Here is a 17,856-nt window from a genome sequence, read left to right as displayed (position 1 = left end):
GTGCAGATCGCGCGGGCCATTGTCCAGGAGCCCCAGGTACTCGTTCTGGATGAGCCCTCCAACAACCTCGACATGACCAACCAGCACAACACCATGCACCTGGTGGAGGAGCTGGTGCACTCCAGGGGCATCTGCACCATCATGACCATGCACGACATCAACCTGGCCATCCACTACTCGGACAGGTTTTTCTTTCTCTCCCGGGGAAGGGTGCTGGCGTACGGTGGCCTGGAAGTGATAACCGAAGAGCTGATTCAGCAGGTTTACGGCATAGAGTCTGAAATCATCGACCACCGCGGCATCCCCTTTGTGGTACCGCGCCTCCCGCTATCATCGGGCAAGCCACCGCCATCCCCACGACGTCCATGACCATATCCTGCCGACGACACCAGACAGTTCGGGCTTGGCATATATCATCTCAGGGTAGAGATTTTACCGGTCGGACCCAAAGGATTTGTTTTCTTGACAGTTATCCATATTTTTTTGGTATAATTGGTCACGTTCGCAATAAGACAAGTCCCGATTCATCTTTTCAACCAACCCCACAGCATTGTCCATCCTTCACCAGAGCACATGTATACCGCAAGGGAATACACTCATACTTTTCGTTTCCGCGCCACTTCGTCTGTATTTGTTTTTCGTAGAGATAACCGATAAACGTACTCCTGAGGTGACCCATGAACCTGAAAACGAAAATGTACATTTCCATGCTCTCTATTTTCCTGGTAACCCTGGCCCTGCTTGTGGGCAACGCCTACCTCTCCACCCGCTCCACCTTCGGCCACAGCGCCGAGGAGTTCCAGCTGGCCCAGTCGCGTGAACTGGCAGCCATGGTGGATGAATGGTCCCTGAGCCGTAAAAACGGCATCACCATCATGGCTAAAGAACTCAGCGCCAACTGGGACGCCTATATGGCAGATCTCGCCCACCACCGCAGCGCGGGAACCATGGCCGCGGCGGAAATCATCGGTGACATGGGCCTGACAGCCAATGTGGGTGGCTTCGATGTCGTCTACTTCGGTGCCGAAGCCGACGGAGGCTTCTACCCCTCCCGCCACCTGGATCTGCCCGCCGACTTCGACCCCCGCGTCCGCCCCTGGTATGAGCAAGGCAAGCGCTCCAGTGGCGCCTCCCAGACACTGCCCTACCGAACCGCCACCCGCGACGCCGGGCTGATTCTCTCCTTTATGCACCCCGTGACAGCCCACGGCCAGTTCCGTGGCGTCCTCAGTTCCAACGTATGGATGGACACCATCGTCCAGAGCGTGCTTTCGCGCACCATCGGCGAAAGCGGCTACTTCTTCCTGGTACACAAGGACGGAACCATTCTGGCCCACCACCAGGGCGACCTGGTCCTGCAGAAAAAACTCTCCGACATCGACCCCTCCCTCAGCCGCACCATTGCTGACATGCAGCAAGCCTCACAGGGCATTGCCAGCTTCCGGGAAAATGGCCGTGAAAAACTGCTGGCCTACTCCGCCCTGGAAAGCATGGACTGGTTCGTCATGGTGGCCATCGACCGCAGCGAAGTCTACGCACCCGTCATAAGCCTGCTGGGCTCCCAGATCACCATTGCCGTGATGGCCCTTATCGCCGGCGCGTTGATCATCGTCTTCCTGCTCCGGGCACTGCTGCGCCCCATTGACGCCCTGATCTACCGCCTGCGCGACATCGCCGAAGGCGATGCCGACCTGACCCAGCAACTGGATGAAAGCCGCCGCGATGAGCTGGGAACCCTGGCCCACCTCTTTAACCTCTTTATTCAGCGCATCAGACGCATCATGCTCGACATCGACGACCTCTCCCACCATGTGGCCTCTTCCAGCTCAGAGCTTTCCAGCACCGTCTCCGTCATCTCCGAAGGCATCGACGAGCAAAGCGCCAAAACCGGAGAGCTGGCCGCCGCCATCGAACAGATGAACCAGACCATCAGCCAGATCGCCGCCAACGCCACCGACACCGCCGAGCGGGCCCAGGAAATGCAGCGCGGCGCAGGTGAAAGCCAGCAGTCCGTCATGGCCACCGTGGAGAATATGCTGAAGATCGCCGACGGCGCCAAAGCCTCCATGGAAGTCATCCAGGAACTTGGCGACTCCTCCCTGCGCATCGGAGAAATCGTCAATGTGATCAACGATATCGCCGACCAGACCAACCTGCTCGCCCTCAACGCCGCCATTGAAGCCGCCCGCGCCGGCGACTCCGGCCGCGGATTCGCCGTAGTTGCCGATGAAGTCCGCAAACTGGCCGAACGCACCCAGGCCGCCACCAGGGAAATATCCGAAATGGTCAGCAAGTTTCAGGCACAGTCCAAGGATGCCGTCGACAAAGTCGCCGCCGATGTGGACCGCGTGGAAGTGGGCGCCCAGTCCGCCGACCAGGCCGGCGAATCCATCAACCAGATTATGGGCAACGTCACCACCACCACGGGCATGATCACCCAGATCGCCTCGGCAGCCGAAGAACAAGCCGCCACCACCAATGAAATCGCCCGGAACGTGGAACGCATCAACGCCATCGCCGACAGCAGCGCCCGCGAACTGGTGGAAATCTCCAACTCCTCCACCCAGCTCAGCAAAGTTGCCGAAGAGCTGCGCAGCACCGTCATGCAGTTCAAACTGCAGGAAACCACCATCGCCCAGATAGCCGCCGCCACCAATTCACGATAACCCCTGAAATCAAAAGCCCGTGACCAACTCAGGTCACGGGCTTTTTCACATCTGGCAAATGAGCCCACAACTCATCAGCCGTCCTGAAAGACCGGAGGGCCTCCACCACCACCGGCAACGGCTCAGGCAGGATATCCGGAAAATCCACCTCCCCCGGCAGCCGAATCGCATAGGCCAGCTGCTCCACCGGAGGCGTAAACTGCGCATTGACACCCTCCCGGTTGCCCCGGGCATCCACGCGATACCAGCCAACATCGGGCAGGAAAACCGCATTCAGCCCATGCAGGCAAAAAGGCGCTCCGTTATCATCGCGACTTAAACGCTGATAGCACAAACCCGCCGCAATTCCATTGGCCCGCAACAGCGCCGCAAGCAGATGACTCTTGGCATAGCAATAACCACTGCCGACACGCAGCACCTCCGAAGCCGTGCAGGTCACCTCCTGCAGCTGATAATCCCGCGAATGCCTGATCTCATCCCGAACCCACTGGAAGCACCGCTTCGCCACAGCATGAACCGAATCCGCACCAGCAGCAAGCCCACGGGCGCGGGCGAGAACATCGGGGTGATTCCAGTCGATGATATTCGTAGCGGCGAGGTAGGACTGCATGGGAACTCCTTCAGGCTGCTGCAAAACCCTCATCTGCGGTGTTGTTCGCAGTAGCACGTCACTGCAACGTACGAAGAGTACGCTTCATTCCGTACTCCGCGAGCGCCTTGCACCTGAGCATTTTTCAATTGCCTGCTTGTATAATAAGCTGAAAAATGTTCGCCCGACGCAGCTTATTGCGCTCCGGTGCAGCCTTTTATTTAAGAGCGGAAACAGTTGTCCACAAATCATCGTTTGAAGTATCAAGTTCAGATAGCATAGATTCAACCCTGTTTCTTAGCTTGTTTACAGGCTTATAAATAGTTTCGTTCTTCTTTCTATCTTTACTTAATTCGATAAATCCATGTTGAACTAAAACTTTTAAAACTCTATTCAGCATAGTTTTATCCACTTGAGATAGGCCTTTTGTTAGCGTATGCTCAAGCCTTCCTCTACCATATTGCCTGTAGACTTTAATTAAAATGGACACTAGGATTGTTTGAGACTTTGAGAGTCCTGATTTTTTAATGGATCCAAGCGTATCAACTAATTCAAACTGATCAATATGTGGATTAACAATCCATTCTGGCAAACCTGTCTTAGATGAAATGCCATAAATCTTTGATATGTCACAGTTTTTTATTAGTATTCCAGTCGGATCACTTTTCCCCATGTGAACTTCTTCTATAATTCCATTAGATAGCTCTAGGTTCTCAATGTTAAAATTTCTGAAATCTAAAATTCCAAAATGTGGTTCATCAAAAACTACATTGTTATAGTTGATAGTTTTTGTGTTTGACATACTTAGGGAGGAAATTATATCTGATACAAGTGCTTTATTTCTTATTTCTTTTCTTAGAAGTCCTTTAGAGAGATCGACAAATATATCAAGGGTATTGTTTTCATTAATCTTATATGCGAGGACTCGCGTTCCAATATGCTTTAAAGGATGAAGCCAATTGGACATATAGCTTTTTTGCGAATTTGATATTAGTTGATCATGGAGCTCTAAAGCTCTAAGTCCATCTAATATAAATTCATCAATAAAATTCCTTTCACCTGACTCTCTACTTACCCTCCCAAGACCTGGTAGCCGTTGTAACATAATTGTTGCTTGTTCATTGGGATAGGTTCTTGTTACTTCATAAAAGGCATCAAATACTTCTTTTTCGCTAATTGGACCTACGCTGGAAGACTTTTCCCTGGATAAATTCGCTAAAACTTGGAGCACCTGCCTAACAGTTGAGCCATCAAGCACTGGATGTATACGGGAATCCCGATCACACATATGCTTAATAAACTTAAACCATAACTTAATGTCATTTTCTTCAAAAATTTCCTCTATATCTTTAGCGTCCATTGATGAAAAAGTTTTTAAGATTAGAGGCTTTTTTGGTATCCATGAGGGGAATTCTACATCAATATTGTTAATGTCAAGGAAATATTGAAATTCATCATAGCTGAATTCTTCTTTGCAATGAATTAACATGGCATTGTTTTCCGATAAGCCTAGGGCAGAATACATCTCTTTATTGCTGTTAAAATAATGCTCTCTTCCAGAGACGATGACTCCAGCATTTGTTTTTTTTATTAAGTCATAAACACCCTGCAATGCAAATCTTCTTACCATTTGCATGCTTTCCTTGTCTTCACTCCAAGGTTTCGACCCGACCTCATCAAAGCCATCAAGAAGGAAGCAGACTCCATCGCTTTGAAAAGATTTTATAATATTATTAATTTTGCTCTCGTTAATGCCTAAGTGACTAAAATGCCTTCTAATAATTTCAACTGCAGAAACAAGACCCCAAGTATCCTTTAGGTCTATGGCTATTGGTATTAATTTGCATTTTAAATAATCATCAGCTAATATTTTGAATAGCTCAGCGAAGCAACGACTTTTCCCAGTGCCATAGTCACCAGTTAATATTATTTTATTCCCTGCTTTGATCAGGTTTGCGATTTCCTGTACAGATAATTCTGTATTTTTATCTTTAAGAATGTACTTTACAGGAATATATTCGGAGTTGTCTTTTTCACCTGATATGGGATCAATTGCACTGCCAAATTGTTGTTTATCTCGTAGGGTTTTATATGAAGGGAAATCAAAATATAATCTTTGAAATTCGTTAAATGACAAGACAGATATGCGTTTCTCCCTACCAGCATCTCTCATGCCAGGAGTTGGCGTGAAATCACACACGATAAATGGCTTTAGTATCGTAAACTTTCTAATTAATGATATTGCGATAGTTTCAATTTTTGTTATATCTTCTCGTATTTTTTGGAGTGAGTTATTTTTCGTTACTTCAATAATTACAATCTCATTATCATGAATGTGTAACACGCAGTCAAAATTAACCCCTTCGATGCGCTCTGGAGCTGCAGTTCTATCCCAAATATATTCGGCATATTTTTTTACACTATACTCTAACTCTTCCCAATTGTTCATCATTATACACCAACTTTCTATGCTATAAAGTTCACTGCACTATGTACTTTCTCAATAACCGTACAAAGTAACGAATAAAAATTCCCGCCAGGAAATGCACTCTGTAGCTCTTTCATAAAGGGTACCTTTTCTGTCAGGTTATTATCCGAACCAGTTTCTTCGTCAAATATGCAATTTACAAAGCCGCACTCTTGAAGCGCTGCATTGCCCAGTCAGTCGATTCAGTCTGCACAATACCACAATCAAAGTCACAGGAATACCGTTAGTCAATACAAAAATGACAGATGCGTAACTTTACATCTGAAGCGGCTTGTTAAGATGCTCTGGGTTCCGATCGATTTCATGAGCCATAACAGGCTGCTGAGTCACTTGCGGAAATCTGCAGAGAAAACACGTCCGCTGATTACGCTGATTTACGCAGATAAAGCCAATTACTGAAAGTCGTACAGGTAAGGCATGGCTTTTGTCTGGTTTTCCTTTCCTGCCTTTGTCTGTGGCAAAAAATACAGGGCCACCCGCTTTGCAAGACGACCACCCCGTCGCTTCGCGCCACCCCTCCAATGGAGGGGAATGGCGGATGCGCATTCGCTTATCCGCCCTACATCCATTCGCGTTTATTGGCGTCCATTCGTGGTCAAACTCCTCCTGCCTTTCCTTGGCGAGCCTGGCGGCTTTGCGAGAGGCAAATCTTCCCCTCTTTTTCCGTGGCCTCCGTGTTTTCCGTGGTTCAACTCTTCCAACTTCCCCATCTGCGGATACCCCCCTTACAGTCCGTTGAAAATCTCATCTGCGGAGTTGCCCTGTAATCGCCCGTCACTGCAATGTACGGGAAGTACGCTTGATGCCCCACAACCCGCGCAGATACTCAACCCCGTGTTTCTTATCAAAGTTCTCTCGTTTTATTCCAGTATCAGGCGCATCGGCACCATATCCGACAGCACAAAGCCCTGATTTTCATAGAACTTCCGGGCTGATACATTGCTTTGATCAGTGAGCAGGGTAATGCGCTTGCAGCCTTGCGCCCGCGAGTGCGAAATTGCTTCGGCAAGAAGCTTCGTGCCCACCCCCATGCCTCGGACAGCAGGGGAAACAACCATGTCTTCCAGCAGGGCAACCCGCTCACCCAGTGCGGTGGATACAGTGAAAAGCAGATTCACCATACCAATGACCTGTTCACCGTGTTTTGCCACGAACACTGCGCCAATCCCCGGATCGCCAATAATCTGAGCCAGCCCCCGCTGCTGCGCCTCCGGGTTTGGAGTGAACTCTGCCTCCTGCGAAAACAGTATTGACAGCAAATCGCTCAGTGCGGGGATGTCAGCCGCTGTGGCCCTTTCAATCAGCATTTTGAATCACCTCTTGCAGTGTCTGGCAATGACAAAACGAGTGCACAAATATGCGCTGCTGCGCAAGCGCATGCCGTCGGGTTCAGTGTGGGTGTCAGACACCTGCTCCTGCTGTAACCCAATGGCGCTGAAGCCGCACACACCACAGCCTCAGTCCGCGAGCCTCTCAATACAAGCCACAATGGCCGGCGTCGGCAGTGCGACACGATTGTGAAACACGGCCTCCTTCACTGTGATGACACGCCACCCGGAAGCCTGGTTGAAGCGGGCGTGAATCTCCTCCTCGGTGATCGCCCGCGGGACGTTGTCGATCGGGTACTCAATGGCAAATTCGTGGAGGTAGTACCGACCTCCGGGCGTGATAGCCTCAAAGAGATCCGTGACAAAGCGGTCGGTCTCTTCGGAGTCGAGGAGGTGGATGAATCCCGAATCGAGAACCGAACCGAACTTCACCCCCAGTGCTGAAGGGCGAGTGGCATCGCCAACCTCAAAGCGCAGGCGGCCGCGGACTTCCGGCGGAAGCGCAGCCGCTTTGTCGCGCGCCTGGTCGACGGCGGACTTCACAAATTCGAGGCCAACAACTTCATGACCCTGCATTGCGAGGCTGATAGCGAGATCGCCAGTGGCCGAACCAAGGTCGAGTACGGGGTCAGCGGGTGGGTACTCGTCAAGGATGCGAGCCATATCCGGTTGCGGCCCGCCCACCTCCCACGGGGCGACATCGGAGTACACCTGACTGAAGAAAACATGAGGATCGTCGCCAAACCGTCCCAAGAAGAACTCCTTTGCAAGAGCCGGCGCAGGTCAGTCAGGTGCGCGGGTTGCCCGCGTCGCCTGAGCCTGTCTGATGAATGCGATTCTTTACCCGAGAATCGCCAGCGCAGCCCACGGTATTACGTTGAAAACAAGAACGATGATCTTGTACATGCCCATGAACGAGTAGAACACCACGTTGAACGTCTCCTGCGGCATGGGAAAACATTCGCCGTGCATCTTGTACACAAAGTCACGGGCAAATGCCAAAATCAGGAATAGAAAAAACAGCAACCCCATATTCAAGATCGTGCACCACATGAAAAACTTCGTCAGCACCTGAATGTCCATGATGTTCCACCTTCACCTTTCCGCATCCGACGCCGGGCATCACCGGCGGGGATGAAGCACAGCGCAGTTCCAGCCTATGCGCATACCATTACTGTTCGGCTTCGAGCATGAGATCGACATTGCTGGTTATCCATCTCATCATGCGCCCTGCTCGCATACCTCTCGCAACTTGGCCATATCGATCTTCTTCATGGAAAACATTGCAATGTTCATTCGCTCAGCTTTTGCCCGGTCTTCTCCTTCGTCTATCTCCCAGACAAAAGACGGCACAACCTGCCATGAAACGCCAAATCGGTCTTTTATCCAACCGCAAGGCTGCTGTTCAATGCAGTTTTCGGAAAGTTTGCTCCACAACCTGTCAATCTCCTCCTGTGTTTCGCAGGAGACATAGAGCGACATACTTTCATGGAATTTCCCAAAGTACCCGCCGCCATTAACAGCAAGAAACTCCTGACCTGCGAGCGCGAATCGGATCGTCTTCACGCCAGCGCTTGGCATGATGTCATCACTCATTTCAGGAACGTTCCGAAGTTCCTCTAATTCCCTTTCGTCAAAGCGAGTAACGCGTCTTATCTCCGAATTCCCAAATACAGCGTCGAAAAGCGCAACGTAGAATTCAACAGCTTCGCTGGCGTTATGACCGAATGCAAGACATGGCGTGATCCTCTTCATGACCTGTCCTCCACGTGTTCATCAAGATCGTGCAGAGCGGAATGCTGCTCGAACAAAGGGGGCTTCTTTTTGATTGTGGCTCACGTATTGACAACATGCTTTTCAACAAGTAGTGTATATTTAATACGCCCGGCGCCTCTTCACGTTTGTGTACGCGTCGGCTTTTTTTTGTTCAAATCCCAGAGATCCCATTCCTTCCAGCTATTTATCAGCTAAGCTTACACCCCTGACAACGCTTATCAACGGGACTCACGACTAGTTATAACCAAGAGCTGCGGCGACTCACTAAGCTTTACCGGATAGGGAATTTCACCTCTTGATCTCTTGCCAGCTTATCCCAGCGCACTTGGCGTTCTCTATATGCTAAAATCGACAGTTAACTATAGATGATCAGACTATTTATATTCTCGAAAACCATCAAGGACATCGCTAAATCTCTTCGGTTTGTACTTTTCAAAACCCTCCTGATCCACGTACACAAAATCATATTGGACATTGGATTGGGCGGCGTTGATATCTTCGCACCATTGGCGCAACCGCGCGGTTTTCAGGGGTACATCCAGGTCTTCCTGCCCTTTGGTCTCAACCACCACAATACTGCGATCGGACAGTTTCACAAAAAAATCAGGGTAGTAGTTCGCTATGTCACCGTCTCGATTCACATAATCCAACTTAAAGTGCACCGCCAGATAGTTCTTCGCGTAAGATACTACATCGCTGCAATTCTCAAGAAAATTGGCAAATTGCAGCTCAAAATGACTGTCACCAATCACACGATTGAACACGCTCTTTTTCGGCATCAGATAGCCCTGGTCCTTCACCACAAAGGGTCGAGTCTGACGCAGCTTGATGGTATCCCGTATCTCCGCACCACCCTTAGCCCGCACGGTCAGGTCATTGATTGCTTTTTTGAAAGTCTCGATCACTGTTTTGGTCGCCACCAGTTCGGACAGATTGCGCAGCGTGTTAGGTGATTCCAGATCAACCACCTGGTTGAACAGCGTATCCTGAATAAACGCCTTGATTTTGCCGTAAAGTACGTTATAGCCACTCACGAGACGCAGCTCTTTCATCACGGTCTGGGTAAAATAGCCAATCACACTGCGATAGTCTGCCACTCCAGCGGTATCCAGAATCGTGGTATGCGTCACCTCGCCAGTGGTAATGTCCTTGAACACAATCTCGCGCTGCTCCTCCTCGCTGAAGGTCTCATAAATCACAGGCTGGAATGTTATAACTCCAGTATCCAGATCATCCAGGTTTTTATACTCACGATAGACACGCGGCGATAGCACCGGTATTTCAATATCCAGGGCTTCAATATTTTTGTTTTCGTTGTCATTATCAATTTCCACAACTAGTGGTGCTTTGGGCTTTGTACCCTTACCCATGGCAGTACGTTCAAGTGTTACGCCTTCCGCCTGAATTGATTCGACAAAATCCATAAAGGCATCTGTTCCAACGATACTCACGTATTCTTTTATATTTCCCGGATACATCTTTCGCAATCCTCGTCCCAAGGTCTGCTCGGGTAGGATATTGCTTTTGGCTGAATAAGCGCGCAGCCCGACAATAGTGGTGACATTGCGCACATCCCAACCTTCCTTAAGCATCAATACTGATACAATCGCTTTGTAGGGGCTTTCAGGTGAATCAATTTCGTTTGATTGCTGACGTAGCTTCTCCAGCTCTTCTTTAGCCTTACCCGATGCCGCTTCAGATATTTCACCATTGTTCTTCGTATGGATTACCAGCACAGCATCTTTAAGGTCTGGGTAAAGCCCTTCCAGGTATTCGGCCACGTCATCACAGTTCTTGGTGTCGTCTGTCATAACAAAAAGTATGGCCTTTTTTCCAAGCTTCTGATGCTCCTCATAAGCCTTGCGCCATTCGATCACACCCAGGTCGATATAGTCGGCGTATTTCTCGGTATACTTCGCGCTTTGGCGTTCTGATAGTTTGGCGCGGCTGGCAGCATCGGGCAACACGGGATGCTTAACCACATTCTGCGAAATCGCCTCCACCAACGGATAGTCCGTCACTGTCTGCACAAAGATCGCGCCATTGTTGTGCTTGGGCGTTGCGGTTACATCCAGTTGCAGACTGAGCGCCTCACCTCTTTGCAGAAGCCGGTTATGAATATCCTGGATTGACTGGAACCATGCCAGCCTGGAATCGTGAATATGGTGTGCCTCGTCGTTGAGCACCATCAGCTCATCAATATCGCGAACAATCATGCCCAGATCGACCTTGGAATCCGTGGTCGCGCCGCTAGGTCGTTTGCCCAGAAAATAATCCATGGTGTCTTCATCATCCGGCGAAAGCGGAATATCCTCGCCCGTATAAACGCGGTGGATATTGGTCAGAAAGATATTGCCGACCGGATGGGTTACATTCACCTCGTCTTGCTTATGCAGCGTCAGTTGAAAATCATCCCGCCAGTTGCGGCCTTCGAAACCGTTGTCGGGCAACACTGGGTCTTTAAAGAAAATTCGTAAACCCCGAAAATCATGATAGATGCGATCCAGCACGATGATATTGGGGGTGATGACCAGGAAATTGCGCGCCAGCTTGGAATCCGGCTCATATAGCTTGTGGAAAAAGCTCCACGCCAGCGCCAGGCTCATAACCTTGGTCTTGCCGCTGCCCGTGGCCATCTTGATCACGTAGCGCCGCCAAGTTTCGTCAAACATCTGCGCCGAAACCGCGCCGCTGCTGTCGAAACGCATCAGGTCAAACTTGTCCTTTGCGCCCAGCACGTCATACAAGTAGATGATGGTCTCCAGCGCCTCACGCTGGGCGAAGAAGTATTGAAACTGTGCGTTTGTGCCATCGGCCAGCGCTTGCAAGTGCGGTTCCTTGAACCACCAGTTAAGCAGGCTCTTACTGGTGTCGCACGCGCCCACATAGCCACCGTCACGGAATTCCTTAACCTTCTTGCGCAGCGTCGCTACCAACGGCGGCATCAGCTTTTCCATGCTGGTTTCACGCAAGGCTTCATCTGCCGGAAACCAGCGTATTTCCGGATCGAGAATCGCGTGCGGAGATTCTGGGAAGTCAGGGTGCAGCGCCATTACTTCTTCCCTCCCACGTTCACTTCCACAATAGTCATGGTGTCGTTACCGAAGATGTCCACCACCTTCACCGCTATCTTGCGTCGCCCCGGTGTACATTCGTGGGCCACGCTCGTCAACTCCAAGGAGCGATCCTTCTTGGTTCGGAAACTCTGCCATTCGTTCTCGAACACGTAATCGCCGGTCCACTGCTCCTCGGTCTCACCGGTTTCCGCGTTTTGGATGCGCACGATCTCGCGCTTACTCTCGAAGTCAAAGTCCACCGACCAGTAGTCGATCCAGTCGGTCCAGTGCTGGGTGAGTTGTTCGCGGGTGACGATGCCTTGACTGTCCTTGCTCACCTTTACGATCTGGCCCTTTTCCACCACAATCTTGCTGCCTGCGCGTTTGTTTGCAGCCAGGGCGGCTTCGGCGTTGGCGATGGAATCCTGGGAATAGAACACCGAAAAGTCGGTCAGCTCCACCGCCACTGTATTCTTCTTCACATGAGGTTTAACCTCAATGAAGGAGACATCATGGAACACAACCTGATTCTTCTCCACTGCCCTCTTGTCGAACACCTCAGCAGGGATGTACTTGGGTGCGATGTCGATGCCTTTGCCGCGTGCCTCGTCCAGTATGTTGGGGAATAGGCCCATCTCGAACTCGAAACCGAGTACGTCCACTTTTGTTATATGCTTTTTGCGGCACTCCAGAATGATTTCTTCCACAAGTAGTCGAGTCACAGGCATGTTCACTGGCCCCACCGCCACTAACCGCCCAGCTCGCTTGCCATAAAAAGTAGTGAAGCCCACCACTTTTTCCGCTTGATAGGCGCGCAGAATGAGGTTGAGGAAGGCTGTTTCCTTCTCTGCTAACTGCTGCTGCTTCTGCTCCTCACGCAGATCTGGATTGACACCAATATAGTGCTGCCGTTCATATTTGCCCAAATTGAGGATTTCAAAGGCACGGTAGTCCTTGCCATTTTCTTTTAATTGACGCTGCACGCCGATCATGCGCTTGCGGGTGGTGTGGATTGCGAACTTGCCGAGGTCAGAGGCGATCCACTTGCGCCCCAACTTCTCGGCCACGGCGGCAGTGGTGCCGGAACCGCAGAAGAAATCAGCTACCAAGTCCCCTTCATTGGAAGAGGCTTTAATGATACGTTCAAGCAAGTCTTCAGGCTTCTGGGTTGGGTAATCAATTCGTTCATTGGACGTATTAGCAACTCTTCCAATATCGTTCCAGTTCGTAGTTAAACGTTTCCCGCCTTTGGTTTCATCCAAATATGTCTTTAGGCCATCCAGCCGCGGCGCTCCATTGCGTTTGAGAAGAATTTTCCCTTCATCCCACCACGCTTCAAGCTGGTCCAAGGTCGCCCCCCACGATCTGTTATCTGGCGGTTTTGTTCCTCGCCACTCGAATTGTCGGTCTGGATTTCTACCAGAAAACGTTAAATCGGTTCATCCGGTTAAAGCGTACTTTGAATTATGGAGGGCCTTTATTCTGAGCTCGAAGAATTCCATATCTCTGTATCCATAGGCTTGCCTTTTGAGGGTATCAATTTTGTTGTTGATCCCCTCAAGTGGTCCTGTTGATATGGGGTGATCATACCAGTTCAGGATTCCCTCTCGGTGCTTCTCCAGCGTTTTGGCCATTTTCTTCAACCCTTTGATGGCTGATGCCTGAGCCCTGTTGATCCAGTCATCGAGGAATACCGTGGCAGCTACCTTGTCAGTTTGTTGCCATATCTGGCGGAGATCTTCTTTCATATAGTAGGCAACCGCCAATGGTCGATTGGCCTGCAGGGCAAGTTCAAGGCGTTCATGATCGCTGGTTTGCTCGCCAATGCTCTGCGGATTTTTGAGAAGCATCCAGCGAGTGCCTTTGAGAATGCTCCTGTCATGCTGACTTGTGAGCTCATGGTACAGCTCGCGGCGAATATCGGTAAGGCGTTCATTCATAAGCTTGACGACATGGAAACGATCAAACACCAACGCAGCAGATGGAAGGTGTTCGAGCACTGCCGACCGGTAAGCCGGACTCATGTCAGCAGCAACGGCTTTGATAGATGACTTGCGACGACCAAGGCGTTTCCAGAAACCATCAAGCGCTTCTGCCTGTTTGCCTGCTCCAACGTATACGACCCTGGCTGAACCAAGGTCAATGACGAGAGTAATGAAGCCATGTTTGCGTCCGGTGTATTTCTCATCAATGGCGATATACTCAAGCCCAGCAAGTGAAGGGCTACTATAGTGATGATGCAGATACCGCTTGAAAATGGACTTGACCAGGTCCCAGCCTATACCAAGAAGCCGTGCTACATCAATGAGGCTCATAGCTTGGGCAAGGGAGACCACATACCGAGCAAATGCATGGGTGTAGGAACACCGTGGAGAGGCTATTTTCAGACTCACCCGCCTGACGCTACCGCACTGAAGGCACTGGATGCGTGGAACGTGGACGTGCAACCAAGTGGACTTGATCCCCAAAGGCAAACCTCGTAACCGACGAATGCTACTGCCTCGCAATATGACAGAACGGCCAAGGCACGCAGGGCAGCGAATCAGCTTTTTACGGGGCCGGACATGGAAATTGATGGTATTGCCGCGATACTGTGTACGGATGTAATCGTAGCCAGCAAGGCCGTAGGCATGGTAAAGAACACTGGTGGGCATGGTGCTTCTCCCGGAATTATTTGGTTGTAATCCCGATAAATGGCACCATGCTCACTTTTTTGTCAATGTATCCTCAATACGGAAGAGCCGTTAAATCTCTTCCAGTAAAGAGTCGGCCATCTTTATCTTCTTTGTACCGGCCTAGCTGAGCATCACTATAGTCCGTATATTGCTCATTAAACGAGTACTTGTTAGATTTCGTGTAAAACCATATAGTATCATTTGCTCTAACATATCCTTGCGATTTCATGTTATGAGCATTTGTTCGCTGCCAAACTACTTCATTGATTAAGTTATCTTTACCAAAAATCTCGTCCATTACAAGACGTATGTGACTATTCACCCGCCAATCACAATGCACATAAATACTCCCATCCTCTGCCAGTAAATCCCGCATCAGCACCAGCCGCTCGTAAATCATGGAGATGAAAGAGTCCGCGCCCTTACCCCAGGTGTCGCGGTAGGCAATCTCTTCGAGGATGTTGGGCTTCTTAGTGAATGTGTCTCCACCTATTTCAATGTCCATCGAAAAGTCAGCGCCCACATCGAACGGCGGGTCGATGTAAATCAGCTTAAGGCCACCCTGTTTCTCAATCTCCTCGCGCAGCGGGCCGTTCTTGAGCGATGACAGGATCAGCTTGTTGTCGCCCCAGATGAGCTTGTTGGTCCAGCCCTGTAGCTGGCGACCGCGCTCATCAAAAAGCAGTGGCGCATCCAGATTGGTGTCTTCCGGATTTTCAGCCCGAGGCTCGTCAATCTGCTCAATGGTCTGAAATGGCAGCACAATATTGCAGACTTCGTTTGTTTTCCCATTCCAGACAAGCTCCACTTCCCGCTTATCCTTGAACAGTAGAAAGCGGTACTTATCAGGCAATTCTTTGCCAGCTTCAAGATAGCGAATTATTTCCTGTTTTTCCTGATCTGCTAATTTCAGCATGAGTAAATCCTTAAGTGAAATTATCTGTGTCGACAAGTAGAAGCTGCATAGGCAAATAATTGCGACATGCTAAAATGTATTCAATCAATCGCTAAAATAAAACGTTGAAAGGGTGTTAATGCGTAATTCAAAAAGGCATCCACTTGTGCAGAATTGCTGGCAGTCCCCCGTCTCTGGCTAAGAATTCTATATACTCAACTTCACTTTTAACCATGAATATTTGTCAAGTTGAGGCGGTTGCTAGGCATTTTTCCCTTTTATTGCATCAATAATTGATCCCACATCTTTTTTCATATCAGGAAGTGCTTCAGCCAGCAGGATCAACAGCTTAATGTAGTTTTCTGGTTTCATGTGTTCACCTTTATCGCAAACTTCCTTCCAAAATGCCTGCGCAGCACACATGCCATCAATTGACATAGGATTTCCTTCAAAATCAATTGTAACACCTTTAAATTGATCCCTATGGAAATTCCTTGATAGATTGGCAAAACCTGATTTTTGTGCGTATGCAGCTAAATCTGGTGCATCAAGACGGTGACTTTTTATACTTATACTATATGAGCATAACAGGTAAAATATCATCAAGTTATCAGCTTGCTCTTCGTTTTCAGAGATTGCAAAGATAGTATTATCATTGGGTGATAATTGATATTTCATCGGATTGTTTTTATCTGTCATTGAAACAACGCCACGATCAAGAACAACTATCAATGTTGGGAAATTTTCTAGGCTTTTTGCTTCAGAATATTTAGTCAATTCTTCTTTAATTTTATTTAATGTTATTTGTGATTTAAATGCCAATATGTAGCCCAATGGAAAATAACTTGACATTGAACCGTCAATGAATGACTTTTCCATCGATCTTACTCGACATATATTATCCAAACCACTTTTTAGCTCCTCAGTTGTTAATTCTGATTTGACTTCAATAATGCTAACTATGGACTCAACAGGTACAACCTTTACATGCTCCGTATCTATAAACCTTGGTGTTATACTTTTATCATATATATACAAATCCTGCTGATTGCTTTGTTCCAAATTTGAATTTATTATCAATCCGCGCTCAATACCAAAATTTTGTGGAAGATATTGCAGGAGGAATTCTTTTATTAAATCTTCTCTTGCAGTACCCTTTTCTCCTCTGTGATCTATTAATTTTGTAATTTCTTCATAATCGATATTTGTTTTTTTAGCTACCGATTTAATTATGTCGTAAAGTCTCATTATGTTCCTTTGTCCGAAGGGTCTGCCTAGTTATAATTAAGCGTCAAAAGTAACGCTATGTACTTTCTCGAAAACCGTACTCCTGAAGCGCTGCATTGCCCAGACAGCCGATTCAGTCTGCATAATACCACAAAAATGTTACATTAAAACCGTTAACTTCCATGAAAATTGCAGATGCGTCACCTTACCCCTGACGCGGCTTATGGAAATGCTCTGGGTTCAGATCGGTTCAAAAGACTCCCCCCCATCTGCGGCGTTGCCTGCAGTCGCTTATCCGCCCTGCATTCTACAATCCTGTAAGCCAGTTTTCATAGAGCAGTCCGGGCACTCGCTCAAACTCCTTAACGTTGTTCGTCACCAGGATGAGTCCCGCGCTGCGACTGTGGGCAGCGATATGGAGGTCGTTACTTCCTATGGGAATTCCCTGTCTCTCCAGGGTGGCCCGAATATGGCCGTAATGCATCGCCGCCGCAGCTGCGTATGGCAGCACTTCCAAGCGGGAAATGAAGTCTTCCACATGCTGAAGGTTTTTTGTGGGCTGGGCGCTTTTTTCGACGCCGTGCATCAACTCGGCCAGGGTGATGCTGCTGATAGCCATCCGGCCAGTTTCTTCGTTGAATTTCCCCAGCAGCTCAATGGGCCGACGCTTGATGACATAGATAACGATGTTGGTGTCTAACAGGTAGCGAAGCATCACAGCTCCTCACGTTCCTGTGGGGATTGGCTGGCACGCTCTTCCATGAAGTCATCGCTGACATTTTCCGAGGCCTTGAAAAAAGAATCCCAGGCGGCATTCTGGGGGCTGAGAATGCGCTCGTTGCCATGTACGCGGATATGAACCTTCTTCACGCCCTCTGGGAACCTGGTTTCCGCTGGGAGCCTGACAGCCTGAGTTCGGTTGTTTTCAAATACGGTTCCAGTAGCCATGGCGACACCTCCTCGGTATATACATTAGCTATATACTGAGAGCAGCCACACGGAAAGTCAAGGGTCGAACGCATGAATCCCATTACGTTTTCACTTGCTTGCCCTTTCCTGCCTTTGTCTGCGGCCAAAGAATGCTGTTATGCTTTCCCTCCGCAGCTTTGCATGAGACTGTGCCTTTCTCTGTGCCTTGGTGGACTTTGTGTGAGAC

The 17,856-nt window shown here is 49.1% G+C and carries 13 protein-coding genes and 2 pseudogenes; 2 read left to right on the top strand and 13 right to left on the bottom strand.

Going from position 1 to position 17,856, the window contains the following annotated elements; genetic code table 11:
• Positions 1-369 (top strand): ATP-binding cassette domain-containing protein, encoded by a 369-nt coding sequence (locus tag ACZ46I_RS06220; RefSeq protein WP_464281790.1) that lies wholly within the window; start codon positions 1-3, stop codon positions 367-369.
• A 308-nt stretch (positions 370-677) separates the two neighbouring features.
• Positions 678-2,666, top strand: coding sequence for a methyl-accepting chemotaxis protein (locus tag ACZ46I_RS06215; protein WP_464281789.1), 1,989 nt, complete (start codon positions 678-680; stop codon positions 2,664-2,666).
• A 28-nt stretch (positions 2,667-2,694) separates the two neighbouring features.
• Here ACZ46I_RS06215 and ACZ46I_RS06210 read toward each other — a convergent pair whose 3' ends face one another.
• From ACZ46I_RS06210 to vapB, 13 genes and pseudogenes are all read right to left on the bottom strand, one after another.
• A complete protein-coding gene (locus ACZ46I_RS06210) occupies positions 2,695-3,276 on the bottom strand; it encodes a transglutaminase-like domain-containing protein (protein WP_464281788.1) in 582 nt (193 codons plus the stop codon).
• Positions 3,277-3,472: 196 nt separating this feature from the next.
• Positions 3,473-5,704, bottom strand: a complete 2,232-nt coding sequence (locus ACZ46I_RS06205; protein ID WP_464281787.1) for a hypothetical protein — start codon at positions 5,702-5,704, stop codon at positions 3,473-3,475.
• Between the two features lie 899 nt (positions 5,705-6,603).
• Positions 6,604-7,050: a GNAT family N-acetyltransferase gene (locus ACZ46I_RS06200; RefSeq protein ID WP_464281786.1), complete on the bottom strand. Its 447-nt coding sequence runs from the start codon at positions 7,048-7,050 to the stop codon at positions 6,604-6,606.
• Positions 7,051-7,200: 150 nt separating this feature from the next.
• The gene (locus ACZ46I_RS06195; protein ID WP_464281785.1) at positions 7,201-7,824 is read right to left on the bottom strand and encodes a class I SAM-dependent methyltransferase; all 624 of its coding nucleotides are present in this window, start codon (positions 7,822-7,824) and stop codon (positions 7,201-7,203) included.
• A gap of 87 nt (positions 7,825-7,911) precedes the next feature.
• Entirely contained in the window at positions 7,912-8,154 is a 243-nt protein-coding gene (locus ACZ46I_RS06190; RefSeq protein WP_464281784.1) for a DUF6868 family protein, read from the bottom strand.
• Between the two features lie 138 nt (positions 8,155-8,292).
• A complete protein-coding gene (locus ACZ46I_RS06185; protein WP_464281783.1) occupies positions 8,293-8,826 on the bottom strand; it encodes a VOC family protein in 534 nt (177 codons plus the stop codon).
• A 395-nt stretch (positions 8,827-9,221) separates the two neighbouring features.
• Entirely contained in the window at positions 9,222-11,900 is a 2,679-nt protein-coding gene (locus ACZ46I_RS06180) for a DEAD/DEAH box helicase (protein ID WP_464281782.1), read from the bottom strand.
• Positions 11,900-13,168 (bottom strand): annotated as a pseudogene (locus ACZ46I_RS06175) (DNA methyltransferase); the annotation flags it as partial. The gene ACZ46I_RS06180 and the pseudogene ACZ46I_RS06175, both read right to left, overlap by 1 nt.
• A gap of 174 nt (positions 13,169-13,342) precedes the next feature.
• Positions 13,343-14,557, bottom strand: coding sequence for an ISL3 family transposase (locus tag ACZ46I_RS06170; protein WP_464281596.1), 1,215 nt, complete (start codon positions 14,555-14,557; stop codon positions 13,343-13,345).
• Between the two features lie 106 nt (positions 14,558-14,663).
• Positions 14,664-15,494: pseudogene (locus tag ACZ46I_RS06165) on the bottom strand (DNA methyltransferase); the annotation flags it as partial.
• Between the two features lie 240 nt (positions 15,495-15,734).
• Complete coding sequence (locus ACZ46I_RS06160; protein ID WP_464281781.1) at positions 15,735-16,721, bottom strand: DUF6602 domain-containing protein; 987 nt, start codon at positions 16,719-16,721, stop codon at positions 15,735-15,737.
• 286 nt (positions 16,722-17,007) lie between these two features.
• Complete coding sequence (gene vapC, locus ACZ46I_RS06155) at positions 17,008-17,415, bottom strand: type II toxin-antitoxin system tRNA(fMet)-specific endonuclease VapC (protein ID WP_464281780.1); 408 nt, start codon at positions 17,413-17,415, stop codon at positions 17,008-17,010.
• A complete protein-coding gene (gene vapB / locus ACZ46I_RS06150; protein WP_464281779.1) occupies positions 17,415-17,648 on the bottom strand; it encodes a type II toxin-antitoxin system VapB family antitoxin in 234 nt (77 codons plus the stop codon). Before vapB ends, vapC begins: the two co-directional genes overlap by 1 nt.
• Positions 17,649-17,856: the final 208 nt, after the last annotated feature.

Source organism: Desulfurispirillum alkaliphilum, assembly GCF_055378285.1.
This window is presented reverse-complemented; position numbering and strand designations above follow the sequence as displayed.

Coding starts and splice junctions, on each gene's coding strand:
- ACZ46I_RS06185 (WP_464281783.1), bottom strand. CDS start 8,826: ATGAAGAGGATCACGCCATGTCTTGCATTCGGTCATAACGCCAGCGAA.
- ACZ46I_RS06190 (WP_464281784.1), bottom strand. CDS start 8,154: ATGGACATTCAGGTGCTGACGAAGTTTTTCATGTGGTGCACGATCTTG.
- ACZ46I_RS06200 (WP_464281786.1), bottom strand. CDS start 7,050: ATGCTGATTGAAAGGGCCACAGCGGCTGACATCCCCGCACTGAGCGAT.
- ACZ46I_RS06215 (WP_464281789.1), top strand. CDS start 678: ATGAACCTGAAAACGAAAATGTACATTTCCATGCTCTCTATTTTCCTG.
- vapC (WP_464281780.1), bottom strand. CDS start 17,415: ATGCTTCGCTACCTGTTAGACACCAACATCGTTATCTATGTCATCAAG.
- ACZ46I_RS06180 (WP_464281782.1), bottom strand. CDS start 11,900: ATGGCGCTGCACCCTGACTTCCCAGAATCTCCGCACGCGATTCTCGAT.
- ACZ46I_RS06170 (WP_464281596.1), bottom strand. CDS start 14,557: ATGCCCACCAGTGTTCTTTACCATGCCTACGGCCTTGCTGGCTACGAT.
- ACZ46I_RS06160 (WP_464281781.1), bottom strand. CDS start 16,721: ATGAGACTTTACGACATAATTAAATCGGTAGCTAAAAAAACAAATATC.
- ACZ46I_RS06205 (WP_464281787.1), bottom strand. CDS start 5,704: ATGAACAATTGGGAAGAGTTAGAGTATAGTGTAAAAAAATATGCCGAA.
- ACZ46I_RS06210 (WP_464281788.1), bottom strand. CDS start 3,276: ATGCAGTCCTACCTCGCCGCTACGAATATCATCGACTGGAATCACCCC.
- vapB (WP_464281779.1), bottom strand. CDS start 17,648: ATGGCTACTGGAACCGTATTTGAAAACAACCGAACTCAGGCTGTCAGG.